The sequence below is a fragment of the Thioalkalivibrio sp. ALMg9 genome, assembly GCF_000380625.1.
GTDB classification, from domain to species: Bacteria; Pseudomonadota; Gammaproteobacteria; order Ectothiorhodospirales; family Ectothiorhodospiraceae; genus Thioalkalivibrio; species Thioalkalivibrio versutus.
Window position 1 is genome coordinate 247,518 of the sequence record NZ_AQYC01000006.1, and the last position, 13,247, is coordinate 260,764.

At 68.0% G+C, this 13,247-nt stretch carries 11 protein-coding genes; 3 read left to right on the forward strand and 8 right to left on the reverse strand.

Features of this window, described 5'->3' with window-relative positions:
- Nucleotides 1-23 precede the first annotated feature (23 nt).
- The 8 genes from F792_RS0103300 to def all read right to left on the reverse strand — a co-directional run bounded on the left by F792_RS0103300 (nt 24) and on the right by def (nt 10,160).
- On the reverse strand, nt 24-1,478 hold the full coding sequence (locus F792_RS0103300) for a TrkH family potassium uptake protein (protein ID WP_018168356.1): 1,455 nt from the start codon (nt 1,476-1,478) through the stop codon (nt 24-26).
- Nucleotides 1,479-1,760: 282 nt separating this feature from the next.
- Complete coding sequence (gene trkA / locus F792_RS0103305; RefSeq protein WP_018144642.1) at nt 1,761-3,140, reverse strand: Trk system potassium transporter TrkA; 1,380 nt, start codon at nt 3,138-3,140, stop codon at nt 1,761-1,763.
- A gap of 23 nt (nt 3,141-3,163) precedes the next feature.
- Nucleotides 3,164-4,543: a sigma-54 dependent transcriptional regulator gene (locus F792_RS0103310; protein WP_018168357.1), complete on the reverse strand. Its 1,380-nt coding sequence runs from the start codon at nt 4,541-4,543 to the stop codon at nt 3,164-3,166.
- A complete protein-coding gene (locus tag F792_RS0103315; protein WP_018144644.1) occupies nt 4,540-6,741 on the reverse strand; it encodes an ATP-binding protein in 2,202 nt (733 codons plus the stop codon). Before F792_RS0103315 ends, F792_RS0103310 begins: the two co-directional genes overlap by 4 nt.
- The gene (locus F792_RS0103320; protein WP_018168358.1) at nt 6,726-7,304 is read right to left on the reverse strand and encodes a DUF4390 domain-containing protein; all 579 of its coding nucleotides are present in this window, start codon (nt 7,302-7,304) and stop codon (nt 6,726-6,728) included. Before F792_RS0103320 ends, F792_RS0103315 begins: the two co-directional genes overlap by 16 nt.
- Complete coding sequence (gene rsmB, locus F792_RS0103325) at nt 7,304-8,662, reverse strand: 16S rRNA (cytosine(967)-C(5))-methyltransferase RsmB (protein ID WP_018168359.1); 1,359 nt, start codon at nt 8,660-8,662, stop codon at nt 7,304-7,306. The genes F792_RS0103320 and rsmB overlap by 1 nt, the downstream gene beginning before the upstream one ends.
- Nucleotides 8,662-9,627 carry a methionyl-tRNA formyltransferase gene (gene fmt / locus F792_RS0103330; RefSeq protein ID WP_018168360.1) on the reverse strand — a complete coding sequence of 322 codons (966 nt, stop codon included), beginning with the start codon at nt 9,625-9,627 and terminating at the stop codon, nt 8,662-8,664. Before fmt ends, rsmB begins: the two co-directional genes overlap by 1 nt.
- Entirely contained in the window at nt 9,627-10,160 is a 534-nt protein-coding gene (gene def / locus F792_RS0103335) for a peptide deformylase (protein WP_018168361.1), read from the reverse strand. Before def ends, fmt begins: the two co-directional genes overlap by 1 nt.
- A gap of 142 nt (nt 10,161-10,302) precedes the next feature.
- On the opposite strand from def, the gene F792_RS0103340 reads away from it, so the two are divergent.
- Genes F792_RS0103340 through F792_RS0103350 form a run of 3 tightly spaced genes read left to right on the forward strand, consistent with a single transcriptional unit; the run spans nt 10,303 to nt 13,112 of the window.
- A complete protein-coding gene (locus F792_RS0103340) occupies nt 10,303-11,469 on the forward strand; it encodes a LysM peptidoglycan-binding domain-containing protein (RefSeq protein WP_018168362.1) in 1,167 nt (388 codons plus the stop codon).
- A gap of 21 nt (nt 11,470-11,490) precedes the next feature.
- Nucleotides 11,491-12,630 carry a DNA-processing protein DprA gene (gene dprA, locus F792_RS0103345; RefSeq protein ID WP_018168363.1) on the forward strand — a complete coding sequence of 380 codons (1,140 nt, stop codon included), beginning with the start codon at nt 11,491-11,493 and terminating at the stop codon, nt 12,628-12,630.
- Complete coding sequence (locus tag F792_RS0103350; protein ID WP_018144651.1) at nt 12,627-13,112, forward strand: DUF494 family protein; 486 nt, start codon at nt 12,627-12,629, stop codon at nt 13,110-13,112. Before dprA ends, F792_RS0103350 begins: the two co-directional genes overlap by 4 nt.
- The last annotated feature ends 135 nt before the right edge of the window (nt 13,113-13,247 follow it).

Sequence of the window (13,247 nt, forward strand, 5' to 3'; positions counted from 1 at the left end):
GCGTGCCGATACGTACAGTCAGGCTAACGCCGCCAGAAGGCGGGCGACAGAAGCACCAGCACGGTAAAGATTTCCAGGCGCCCCATCAGCATCGCAACCACCAGGACCCACTTGCTGAAATCGTTGATCGACTGGAAGTTGGGCCCGACCTCGCCCAGACCGGGACCCAGGTTGTTCAGCGAGGCCGCCACTGCCGAGAACGCGGTCACCTGATCCAGACCGGATGCCATCAGCCCCAGCATCATCACTACGAACACCATCACGTAGGCCGCCAGGAAGCCCCACACCGCCTGCACGACGCGATCCGGGGCCTCCTTCCCGTTGACCTTCACGGCGATCCGCGCGTGCGGGTGGATCAGACGCTTGATCTCGCGCAGCCCCTGCTTCACCAGCAACAGCACGCGCACCACCTTCATGCCACCACCGGTGGAACCGGTACAGCCACCGATGAACGACAGGAGGATCAACAACACAGGCAGGAAACCGGGCCACAGGTAGAAGCTGTCGGTGGCATATCCCGTCGTGGTCGCAATGGACACGACATGGAAGACCCCGCGGCGCAATGCATCCCCGAACTGATCGGTAAACCCGCTCCAGAGCATGAAACCGACCACCAGGACGATCGCCGAGCCGAGCACCAGGAGGTAGGCGCGTAACTCCTCGTCCCGCCGGTAAGGCTTCCAGGTCGCGCGGTGCAGCACCAGAAAGTGGAGAGCAAAGTTCATCCCGCCCAGAACCATGAACGCGATGGCGACCATCTCGATCGCCACGGAGTCGAAATGACCGATGCTGGCGTCATAGGTCGAAAAGCCACCAATCGCCACGGTGGTGAAGGAGTGCGCGATCGCATCGAAGGCATCCATGCCGGCGGCCCAGTAGGCCAGCGCGCAGGCCACGGTCAGGCCCAGGTAGATGTACCAGAGGTTGCGCGCGGTCTCGGCGATTCGCGGCGTCAGCTTGTTGTCGCGGATCGGCCCCGGGGTCTCGGCCTTGAACAGCTGCATGCCGCCCACGCCCAGAAGCGGCAGGATGGCCACCGCCAGCACGATGATCCCCATGCCGCCCATCCACTGCAGCTGCTGGCGATACCACAGCAGCGCCCGCGGCAGATCATCCAGCCCGGTCAGCACCGTGGCGCCGGTCGTGGTCAGGCCGGACATCGACTCGAAGGCGGCATCGGTGAAGGACACCTGCAGGCTCGGGTCGAGGTACAGCGGTGTCGCCCCGGCGATCCCCAGTCCCAGCCAGAACAGCACCACCAGGATGAAGCCGTCGCGCGCCTGCAGCTCCTGGCGCATGCGGTACAACGGCGCCCACAGCAGCCCGCCCATCAGCAACAGGAGGGCGAAGGCCTGCAGGAACACGTACGCGGTGGACTCCCCGTACAGAAAGCCGATGGCCGCCGGCGGCAGCATCGCCAGACTGAACAGCGTCAGCAGGACACCCAGCAGCCGGGCCGTGGAGGCGAGATGGAGCATCCGCGCGCTCCGCCTAGGGAAACACTGATGAATGTACGCACTCGCGCTCGAGTCGCTTTTGCGTGCGAACAAGGCGCGGTGACTGCCGTGCAGTCATTCTGCACAAGGGAACCGCAACGCCGTGCGCGCGCAAAAGCGGCCGAGCCCCGCGGGGTTGGTAACCCAGGTTCCCCGAGACAAGGCGCGGTGCGCAGCCGGTAGTGGTTCTACCGGCAAGGGCCGCAACGCAGGATCGGGGAACCTGGGATACCAACGCGAGTGTGTACATTGATCAGTGTTTCCCTAAAAGAACAGCGCCGTGGGCTGGAACAGGCGCTGCACCTGCTTCACCTTGCGCCGATCGGTCACGAATAGAATCACGTGGTCGCCGGCCTCGATGACCGTGTCGCGATGGGGGATGATGACCTCCTCGCCCCGCACCACCGCTCCGACGCGAGTGCCCTCGGGAAAGTCGATCTCGTCGATCCGGCGGCTGACCACCTGCGACGTCCGGGCATCGCCGTTGACCACGGTCTCGATCGCCTCGGCCGCACCGCGGCGCAGGGCATGCACGGTGGCGGTTCCGCCCTCGCGCACCCGCGCCAGCAGCGCACCGATGGTCGCCTGCTGTGGCGAGATCGCGACATCGATGGTCCCGCTTTGCAGCAGGTCCACGTAGCTCGGCCGATTGATCAGCGACATCACCTTGCGCACGCCCCAGCGCTTGGCCAGCATCCCGGCGAAGATGTTCGCCTGGTCGTCGTTGGTGACCGCGCAGAACACGTCGCTGTGCTCGACGTTGATGGATTCGAGGAAGCGGTCATCCGAGCTGTCCCCGTGCAGCACCAGGACATTGCTGGGTAGCGTCCGCGCCAGATGATCGGCCCGTTCGGAATCGCGTTCGATCACCTTGACCCGGTAGCGCTTGCTGAGCGTCTCGGCCAGGCGCTCGCCGATGTTGCCGCCACCGGCCACCATGATCCGCTTGTAGGGCTTTTCCAGCTTGCGCAGCTCCGAGGTCACCGCGCGGATGTTCTTCTTCGCCGCGACGAAGAACACCTCGTCATCGGCCTCGATCACCGTGGAACCATCCGGCTGGATCGAGCGATCCTTGCGGAAGATCGCGGCCACCCGGGTCTGGATGCCCGGCATGTCGTTTTGCAGATTCTTCAGCTCGTGCCCGACCAGCGGGCCACCGTAGTAGGCGCGCACCCCCACCAGCGAAACTCGGCCCTCGGCGAATTCCAGCACCTGGAGCGAACCGGGGTGCTCGATCAGGCGCTGGATGTGGCTGGTCACGATGGCCTCGGGCGAGATCAGCATGTCCACCGGCATCGCGTCCTGGGCGAACAGCGCCGGGGTCTCGTGGTAGTCGCGGGCCCGCACCCGGGCGATCTTGGTCTCGATATTGAACAGCGTGGAGGCCACCTGGCAGGCGACCATGTTGGTCTCGTCCGAGTTGGTGACCGCGATCAGCATGGACGCGTCCTGCGCACCGGCTGCCTCCAGCACCGAGGGGTGCGCGGCAAAGCCGTGCACGGTCTTGATGTCGAAACGATCCTCCAGCTCCGCCAGCATCTCGGCGCGGTAATCGACCACCGTAATGTCGATCCCGTCGGCGCTCAGCGCCTCCGCCAGCGACTGCCCGACCTGCCCGGCCCCGAGGATGATGATGTGCTTCATGCGTCTCCCGTCCCGAAGCGGGTTCAGCTATCGGATTTCACGCGCTTGGGGTCGATCCCCAGCGCCTTGAACTTGCGGTACAGGTGCGTGCGCTCCAGCCCCACCCGTTCCGCCAGGCGCGTCATGTTGCCCTCGGAGCGCTCCAGCTGTTGCTGCAGGTATTCGCGCTCGAACTGTTCGCGCGCCTCGCGCAGCGGCAGATCGGGGATGGCGACCGTCCCCTCGCCGCCCTCCTCGGCGCGCTGCGGCTGCCCGCTAAGGGTACGTTCCACCTCGTCGCGGGTGATCTCGTCGCCGGAGCCCAAAATCATCAGCCGCTGCACCAGGTTGCGCAGTTCGCGCACGTTGCCCGGCCAGTGGTACTGCTGCAGCCGTTCCAGGGCCGGACGCTGGAAGGCGCGCGGCGGCAGCCCCTCCTGCTGGTGCAGGTGGCGCATATGACACTCCAGCAGTTCCGGGATGTCTTCGGGGTGCTCGCGCAGGGGCGGGATGGTCAGTGGCAGGACATTCAACCGGTAGTACAGGTCCTCGCGGAAGTGGCCCTGCTTGACCGCCTCGGCCAGGTCGTACTGACTCCCTGCGATCACGCGCACGTTCACGCTGATGGGCTGGTTGCCGCCGATGCGGGTGATGCGCTGGGTATCCAGCGCATGCAGCAACCGCCCCTGGGTCTGCAGATCCATCTCCGCGACCTCGTCCAGGAACAGCACGCCACCCGCCGCCTGCTCCAGCAGGCCATAGCGCACATGTTCTCCCTGCTCGCTGCCGAACAGCTCGGCGATCGCCTCCTCGCCCGAGAGCGACCCCACCGAGACCACGATGAACGGGCTTTCGCGGCGCGCACTGCGCGCATGCAGCAGCCGCGCGAAGGTCTGCTTGCCAACGCCTGGCTCGCCGGTGATCAGCACCCAGGTATCGTGCTGCGCCATGCGCTGCACCTGGTCGCGCAGGTTCACCATGGTGGCGCTGTCGCCCACCGGGTCGGCCACCGTACCGGCGTGGCGCTTCAGGCCCACGTTCTCGCGCTGCAGGCGTGCGGCCTCCAGGGCATTGTTCAGGGTGATCAGCAGCTTGTCGATGGACAACGGCTTCTCGATGAAGTCGTAGGCACCCAGGCGCGTGGCATCCACAGCGGTCTCGACGTTGCCGTGACCGGAGATCATCACCACCGGGCAGGGCAGCCCCTCGTCATCGCCCCACTCCTTGAGCAGGGAGATCCCGTCACCGTCCGGCATCCAGACATCCAGCAGGATCAGGTCCGGGCGGCGACTGCGACGCTGTGCCTTGGCCTCGGCCACGGAGCCGGCGAGTGCTACCTGATAGCCCTCGTCCTCCAGCACATCCTGCAGCAGCATGCGGATGTCCGGCTCGTCGTCGACCACGAGTATGTAGGCTTCGCTCATTCGGGCTCCTCGTGAACCACCGGACCATGCTCCACCGGGATGCGGATGCGGAAGACCGCCCCGCCCGGCCCGGACTCTGCATTATGGCACTCAATCATGCCGCCATGCTCCTCCACGATCTTCTGCGCGACGGCCAGACCGAGACCGGTTCCACGCGGCTTGTCGGTGGTGTAGGGCTCGAAGATGCGCTCGAGGAACTCCGGCTTGATGCCCGGGCCGGTGTCGATCACACGCAATTCGATATGCGGCCCGGCCGAGTCGTCGAGATACGCCGTGGCGACATGCACCTCCATGTCCTCGTGGCCCTCGCCCGCCTCCAGGGCGTTCTTGATCAGGTTGTGCAGCAACTGGCGCAGACGCCCGGCGTCGCCATGGATTCGCGGCAGGGACGCATCCAGCGTGACATCGACCCGCGAGCGCCCGTCCTGGTCCAGGTACAACTCGCAGACGTCCCGGATCAGCTGGTTCAGATCCACCGACGCGCGCTCCAGCTGCGGGGCCTGGGCATAGTCGCGGAAGGCGTTGACCAGGGTCTTCATCGCCTCCACCTGCTGCACGATGGTACCGGTGGCGCGATCCAGCACCTCGCGATCCGCCCCCTCCAGCACCTTGCCCAGACGCCGCGACAGGCGCTCGGCGGACAGCTGGATCGGGGTCAGCGGGTTCTTGATCTCGTGCGCCAGGCGGCGCGCCACCTCGCCCCAGGCGGCGTCACGCTGGGCCTTCAGGAACTCGGTCATGTCGTCGAACACGATCGCGTGCAGACCGCGGCTGGACCCCGAGGTCGGCAGCCACACGGCGCGGGTCATCAGCACCTTGCGCCCGCTGCGGGTGAACACCACCACCTGGCGCGACCATTCTTCTTCCTGGCGCACCAGGGCATCGCTGATCGCCTCGAAAAACTGCGCCACCAGCGGGCACTCAGCGCCCACCTCCGACATCACCCGGGTGCGCGCCCGCTGCAGGTCGCACTCCAGGATCTCGCTGGCTGCGGCGTTCGCGGTACGCAGGCGCAGGCTGCCATCCAGCGCCAGCACGCCGGAGCGCAAGTGTTGCAGCACGCTCTCCAGATAGGCGCGCTCGGCGTCCAGCAGGCGGCGGTTGCGTTCCGCCTCGTCGCGCGCCTCGTTCAGGGTGCGCGTCATGGTATTGAACGACTGCACCAGGAAACCCAGCTCGTCGGCGCGCTGCACCGCCAGGCGGGTGCTGTAGTCGCCCTGGGCGACCATGCGTGTGCCCTGCACCAGGTCGGAGATCGGGCGCACCATGCGCCGCGCCACCAGCAGCCCGGCCCAGAGCGCGGCCATCAGCGAGATCGCCAGCGCCAGTGACAGGGTGAACACAAAGCCCTGGATCATCGGCCCGCGCAGGTAGGCGAATTCGCGATAGTCGGCGAAGGCGTCCTGCACCCGTAGCGACAACGCGCTCATGCGCGGGTCCACGGGATAGATGCCCTGCAGGATACGGTTCTCCGAGCCCGGGCGGCGGCTGCTGGTGGTGGCCACCACGCGGATGATCAGCGAGCCGTCGGGCTGCGGCTCCAGCCGCGAATACGGCTGTTCCGGGCGTACCCGCATCAGAATGTCGGACCCGGGCGGGGTCGGCAGACGACGGATTGGGCTGTCGGTACTGGAGGCGATGATGCGGTTGTTGGAGCCGACCAGGGTCAGCTCCTGCGCCCCGACCTGGCGGCGATAGTCGTTCAGGGCCAGCGGCACCAGCCCCTCCGAGACCCCCTCGAGATCGCTCATCAGCTCCTGGGTCTCGTTCGCCAGCTGGCGCACCCGCAGATCCAGCGACGAGCGCGACAGCTCCAGCGCATCCTCCAGCGCCGACTCCACGCGCACGTCGAACCAGGAATCCACGCCCTCGTTCAGGAACTTGAAGGAGAAGTAATAGACAACGGACACCGGCAGGACCGCCACCAGCATGAACACCGCAACCAGGCGCAGGGTCAGCCGGCTGCCGGGGACCCCGCGGCGATACTGGATCGCCATGCGCGCGACCTGATAGATGATCAGCCCGCCCAGCGCCACCAGCACGGCGACGTGGAACACCAGCAGCCACAGAAACAGCTGCTCGAAGCGCGCCTGGTTCTGGGCGGCATCGCCCATCACCACCAGCGAGGTCAGCAGCAGCACGAACAGGAGCCCGATGCCGAACAGCCCCCACGGGAAGCCCCTCAGTCCAGCGACCATCGCCGCCACTCCTGTCGTGTCGTCAGATCACCGCGCAACCCGGCATCCAGCTGCAGGGGCAGAGGCAGCGCCGAGTACACCAGCATCAGGCGCGCCGCCAGGTCGAACTCCCCGGGATTCGGGCGCGCCGAAGCGGGAATGCCGTCCAGGCGCAGCCGGCCCAGCCGCCGGGCGACCTGGTCCAGGGCATCCCCCAGGGTCGGTTTCAGATCCATGCGCTCGTCGGTCACCGCGGTTACCAGGTAGTGCCGGTTCAGCGCAAAGTATTGCAGCTGGACCCGGCGGGTCTCGCTCGCCAGGGTGTCGCGCCCCACCCGGCGACCGCGCTCCAGACGGGTTTCCGCCTCGAACTCCAGGGTCACTCCGTTGGCCAGGGCAGCTTCCAGCACGGCGGGCAGACGCATGTCGATATCGAGACGCACCAGCACGGTGGTGTCGTCCAGCCACAGGTGATTGGCGCCGCGGATCTCCACCGCCGCGGCCGGCACAGGCAGCGCCAGCAGAGCAAACAGGCAGCACAGCGCCACGAAGGGCCCGCGCCACGGGGAGGCGCCGCTCGGCATCAGGGGGCCCGCTTCTCCAGGAGCGCATAGTAGAAGCCGTCACCGCCCTCGAGCCCCAGCGGCAGCGACACGCCGACCTCGCGCGGCCGGCCTCCGGGGATCCCCGCATCGCCATTCACGGGAAGTACCTGCGCATCCGCGGTCGCGGCCACGAACGGGGCCACAACGGCCTCGTTTTCCGGCGACAGCAGCGAGCAGGTGGCATACAGCAGCCGCCCGCCCGGGCGCAGCAGCTGCCAGGCGCCGGCCAGCAGGCGGGCCTGCTCCGCCGCCAGACGCGGGATGTCCTCGGCTCGGCGCAGGGTCTTGATATCCGGATGACGCCGGATCACGCCGGTGGCAGAACAAGGCACGTCCAGCAGGATCGCGTCGAAGGCCTGGCCGTCCCACCAGTCGTCGGCGGCCTCCAGGTCGGCGGCGACCAGCCGGGCGTCGAAGCCCAGCCGGTCGAGATTCTCGCGCACCTGCTCCAGGCGTTCCGGGTCGTTGTCCAGCGCGGTGAGGTCCAGTTGGCCACCGGCGCGCTCCAGAAGGTGCCCGGTCTTGCCGCCCGGGGCCGCACAGGCATCCAGCACCCGCTCGCCCGGCTGCGGATCCAGCAGGTGCCCGGCCCATTGCGCCGAGGCGTCCTGGACCGACAGCGCCCCGTCGGCAAACCCCGGCAGCGCCCCGACGTCGACCGGATTCTCCAGGGTCAGCGCGCTGGCGAGCACCGGGTGCGGCCGCGCCGGCGTCCCCGCAGCGGCCAGCGCCTCCAGCGCCGCCTCGCGGCTGCCGCGCTGCAGGTTCACCCGCAGGGTCATCGGCGCCGGCAGCGTCGAGGCCTCCAGCAACGCCTCCCAGTCCTCGGGCCAGGCGTCGCGAATCGCCTCCAGCAGCCACGCCGGAACCGCATAGCGCAGGCCCGGCTCCGCCTCGATCCGGGCGGCCAGCGCATCCTGCTCGCGCAGGGCACGGCGCAGAACCGCGTTGATCAGCCCCACCGCGCCGGGTCGATGGATCTCGCGCGCCAGCTCGGCCGTCTCGCGCACCGCCGCATGATCCCGCGTACCGAAATGCAGCACCTCGGCCAGGCCCTGCGCCAGCAGCACGCCGATCACGGCATCCTTCTTGCGCAGCGGTCGCTCGAGAAACCCGCCGACCAGCCCCTCCAGCTGCGGATACCAGCGCAGGGTGGTGTAGGCCAGGGCCTGCACCCAGGCGGCATCGCGCGACGCGAGCCCCTCGGTCACCAGCTCCACCGCCCGGGTCAGCGACTGCCCCTGCAGCACCACGCGCTCGACCGCCTCCAGCGCACGCTGACGCGGCGAACGCGAATCCACCCGCGAGGGCACCACACGCTTTTGCTTGCCTGCCATCAGACCGCCCCCGTCAGGGTCTGGCCAACCAGATCGGCATTACGAGCCCAGTCGGCCGCCGCGACCGGGCGACGTCCCGGCAGCTGCACCGTTTGCAGCCGCAGGATGCCGTCGCCCGTGGCCACGTCGACGCCGTCCACCCCAGTATTTCGAATCGTCCCCGGCGCCGCATCGGCCGGTTCGGCAAGAGGGGTCGCGTTAAACACCCGCACCACCTGCCCCTGCCAGCCGGTCTGGGCCACCGGCCAGGGGTTGAAGGCACGTACCTGGCGATCCAGGGCGACGGCCGGTTGCGACCAGTCCATCCAGGCCTCCTGTTTCTCCAGCTTGCGGGCATACGTGGCCTGCTCGTCATCTTGTGGCCAGGGCGCGGACTCGCCCGCGGCAATCGCCGGGAGCTGCTCGACCAGCAGTTCGGCGCCTTCACGGGCGAGAACGTCGTGCAGGCTTCCAGTGGTGGTCTCCGGTGTAATCGTCACACCCCGGCAGGCATGCACCGGGCCGGTATCCAGCCCCGGGGCCATCTGCATCAGGCAGACCCCGGTCTCGGCATCCCCCGCGAGGATGGCACGGTGAATCGGCGCCGCGCCGCGCCAGCGCGGCAGCAACGAGGCGTGGATATTGAGCCCCCCCAGCGGCGGGATCGCGAGCACCGCGCGCGGCAGGATCAGCCCGTAGGCCGCCACGATCAGGATATCCGGGCGCCAGGCCGCGAGCGCCGCCTGGGCCTCAGGGGTTTTGAGACTCTCCGGCTGCACCACCGGCAGCCCCGCGGCCTCGGCGACCTGCTTGACCGGCCCGGGGCGCAGCTTGCGCCCGCGCCCCGCCGGGCGGTCCGGCTGGGTGTAGACCGCGACCGGCGCATGCCCGCTCTCGATCAGGGCCTTCAGCGCCGGGACTGCAAAATCGGGCGTCCCGGCATAGACGATGCGCAGGGAGTCGACGTCCGTGTCCGCCACCCCCATCAGACCGCGGGGACCGCGGCCTTGTCACCCGCCCCGGTGCGGACGCCCTGCTTCTCCAGCTTCTTGCGAATGCGGCTGCGCTTCAGGCTGGACAGGTAATCGACGAACAGCTTGCCGTCGAGGTGGTCGATCTCGTGCTGGATGCACACCGCGAGCAGCCCGTCGATGTCCAGCTCGAAGGGCTGGCCATCGCGCCCCAGGGCGCGCACGCGGATGCGGTCGGCACGCTGCACCTTTTCGTAGAAACCGGGCACGGACAGGCAGCCCTCGTCCATCTCCTCCTCGCCGGAGGTTTCCAGGATCTCGGGGTTGATCAAGGCATGCGGCGCGCTCTGATCATCGGAGACATCCGCCACCAGCACTCGCTTTTGCACGTTGATCTGGGTGGCCGCCAGGCCAATGCCCGGGGCCTCGTACATGGTCTCGAACATGTCGTCCACCAGGGTACGGATCTCGTCATCCACCTCGGCGACCGGCTCGGCCCTCAGGCGTAGCCGGGGATCGGGGAAGTGCAGGATTTCACGCTTGGCCATGAAAAAACCTCAAACTTTGTACTGTACAGACGTCGCAATTCTGCTAACGTTGGACCGCAATATCCGCGGAGTTGCGTCATCCGACTGGGGCCGGGCCACAGGAAGGCTCGGGGAGCGCGCGGACCTGACAGGGGACACTAAAATGTACAAGACCAGGGCCACCACGACCTTCGTTCTGCCGGGCATTCTCTTCAGTGTAACGCTGTTGCTGAGCGCCTGCGCGGCCACGCCAGAGAATGGCAGCGCCGAAACGGCTGTATCCGACACCAGCGAAACGCAAGCTGCCGCCCGCGAGTCGCGCAACGCACTGGAACGACGCAGCTCCGCCGAGGCCGAGGCCGAGCCGGAGATCCGCGAATCCGCGCCGGAACGCTACGTCGTCAAGAAGGGCGACACGCTCTGGGATATCTCCGCGATGTTCCTGCAGGACCCCTGGTACTGGCCGGAGATCTGGCTGGTCAACCCCGAGATTGAGAACCCCCACCTGATCTATCCGGGTGACGTGCTGAGCATTCATTACGTGGATGGCCAGCCGCGCATCATGGTCGACGGCGGCCCGCGCGTGCGCCCGACCCATCGCCTGTCGCCCGAGGCCCGGGTGGTGGAGCGCGACGAGGACATCTCCCCCATCTCCACCCTGCAGTCGTTCATGTTCCGGCCGCAGGTGCTGGACGAAGAGACCCTGGAGAACGCGCCGTATGTCCTCGCCTCGCAGGACGAGCGCGTGATCTTCGGCCCCGGCGACCGCGTCTACGTGCGCAACGCCGAAGACACCGAACAGTACGAGCTCTACCACATCGTGCGCCACGACGGCATGCTGATCGACCCGGATACCGGCGAGGAGCTGGGCGTCGCGACCCTGCCGGTGGGCGAGGCGGAGATCATCGAGCCGGGCAACGTCGCCCGCGCCGATATCCGCAAGGGCGAACGCGAGGCCATCCGTGGCGACCGCCTGGTGCCGTATGCCGAAGAGCAGGACCGGCTGTTCGACATTGGCCGCGCGCCGGCCGGCGCCGAGGGCACGATCATCTCGCTGTTCGACGCCATCAGCCAGATCGGCCAGTTGCAGGCCGCCATCATCAACCGCGGCGAGCGCGACGGCATCGAGAACGGTCACGTCTTTGCGGCCTTCACCGCCGGACGCGAGGTGCGCGACCCGATCAGTGATCGCGCCAACGACGTGGTCACCCTGCCGGAAGAAGAAGTCGGCACCGTGATGGTCTTCCAGACCTTCGAGAAGGTCTCCTACGTGCTGGTAACCGAGGCCGAACGCACCCTGCGCGAGGGTGACAAGGTTCGCGCCCCCTGACCGGACTTGCGGCCCGGCTTCATGCGTGATGCCGGAACGGCGGCCGCTCCGCACCAGGACTGGCTACGCCTGATCAACACCCCCGGCCTCGGCCCGCGGCGCATGCTGCAACTGGTCGAGGCCTTCGGCACTCCGGGCAACGCCCTCGACGCCCCCACCGCCGAATGGCAGCGCGCGGGCATCGACCTCCGGCTGGACGATGCCGCGCGCCAGGCCCGCGACAAAGGGGCCGAAGCCGACCGGGCCTGGCTCGATGCCGATCCCCGGCATCACCTCCTGTGCCTCGACGACCCCGCCTATCCGCCCCTGCTGGCCGAGCTCCCCGACCCACCGCCAGTGCTGTACCTGAACGGCAACCCGGAACTGCTGCGCGCCCCGCAGGTAGGGATCGTCGGCAGCCGCGAGGCGACCCCGCAGGGCGAGCGCCTGGCCAGCGAATTCGCGCGCGAGCTGGCCACGGCCGGGCTCACGGTCACCAGCGGCCTGGCGCGCGGCATCGACGGCGCGGCCCACGAGGGCGCCCTGGCCGCACCCGGCGGGCGCACCATCGCGGTGGTCGCCACCGGGCCCGACCGCATCTACCCCGCCCAGCATCGCCGGCTCGCCCATCGCATCGCGGACCATGGCCTGGTCGTCTCGTTATGGCCCACCGATACCCGGCCACTGGCGCGGAACTTCCCGCAGCGCAACCGGGTGATCAGCGGGCTTTCGCTGGCCACCCTGGTCGTCGAGGCGGCCCTGAAGAGCGGTTCGCTGATCACCGCGCGGCTGGCCGCCGAGCAGGGGCGCCAGGTCTATGCGGTCCCGGGCTCGGTACTCAGCCCCGCCAGCCGGGGCTGCCACCAACTGATCCGCGACGGCGCCCAACTGGTGGAGTCGGCCGACGAGATCCTCGACGACCTCGCGGACTGGCTAGGCGTGGCGCCCAACGCCCCAGTTGTTCCGGCGGAACCCACCAGCGAACCGCTGGACCCGGAGCAGGAACGCGTTCTGAACGCGATGGGTTTCGACCCGGTCCCACTGGAAACCCTGCGCGAGCGCACCAAATTGACCATCGAACAGCTTTCATCCATGCTGGTTTTGCTTGAACTCCATGGCCGCGTGGCCGCCCTCGACCACGGGCGCTTCCAGCGCCTCGACGCAGGATCCCCCGAATCATGAACGAGAACGTGCTGGATGTGCTCATGTATCTCTTTGAGCACACCATCGACGAGGAATCCGACGAGGAGCCGGACCGCTCGGAACTGGAGCGCCACCTGGTGGAGGCCGGTTTCGCCCGGCGCGAGATCGATCGCGCCCTCGGCTGGCTGGACCGCCTGATGAGCGAGGCCCCGTTGGCAGGCCGCGGCGGGGACGGTGCCGCCCAGCGGATCTACGCCCCCGAGGAGCGCAAGCGCCTGGACACCGAGTCTCACGGCTTCCTGCTGCACCTGGAGCAGAACGGCCTGCTGACGGCCGGCACCCGCGAGCTGGTGCTGGATCGCGTCATGGAGCTGGATGCCGAGGAGATCGACCTCGACCAGCTGCGCTGGGTGGTGTTGATGGTGCTGTTCAACCAGCCCGACGACGCGATCGCCTATTCCCGCCTGGAAGAGGTCATGCGCGACGACTCGGGCCCCAGTGCCGTGGATTATCTGCACTGACTTCACCGTCTTTCGATGGTTACGCGGTAGCCACGGGCGTTTTCCTCATCTAGTCTTTAGCGCCCGTGAACCCGGTTGCACTCTTGCAACCGCCACCGCCCCGACACGGAACCCGCTGCCACGGAGACGGTCCCG

Coding starts and splice junctions, on each gene's coding strand:
- F792_RS0103300 (WP_018168356.1), bottom strand. CDS start 1,478: ATGCTCCATCTCGCCTCCACGGCCCGGCTGCTGGGTGTCCTGCTGACG.
- trkA (WP_018144642.1), bottom strand. CDS start 3,140: ATGAAGCACATCATCATCCTCGGGGCCGGGCAGGTCGGGCAGTCGCTG.
- F792_RS0103310 (WP_018168357.1), bottom strand. CDS start 4,543: ATGAGCGAAGCCTACATACTCGTGGTCGACGACGAGCCGGACATCCGC.
- F792_RS0103315 (WP_018144644.1), bottom strand. CDS start 6,741: ATGGTCGCTGGACTGAGGGGCTTCCCGTGGGGGCTGTTCGGCATCGGG.
- F792_RS0103320 (WP_018168358.1), bottom strand. CDS start 7,304: ATGCCGAGCGGCGCCTCCCCGTGGCGCGGGCCCTTCGTGGCGCTGTGC.
- rsmB (WP_018168359.1), bottom strand. CDS start 8,662: ATGGCAGGCAAGCAAAAGCGTGTGGTGCCCTCGCGGGTGGATTCGCGT.
- fmt (WP_018168360.1), bottom strand. CDS start 9,627: ATGGGGGTGGCGGACACGGACGTCGACTCCCTGCGCATCGTCTATGCC.
- def (WP_018168361.1), bottom strand. CDS start 10,160: ATGGCCAAGCGTGAAATCCTGCACTTCCCCGATCCCCGGCTACGCCTG.
- F792_RS0103340 (WP_018168362.1), top strand. CDS start 10,303: ATGTACAAGACCAGGGCCACCACGACCTTCGTTCTGCCGGGCATTCTC.
- dprA (WP_018168363.1), top strand. CDS start 11,491: ATGCGTGATGCCGGAACGGCGGCCGCTCCGCACCAGGACTGGCTACGC.
- F792_RS0103350 (WP_018144651.1), top strand. CDS start 12,627: ATGAACGAGAACGTGCTGGATGTGCTCATGTATCTCTTTGAGCACACC.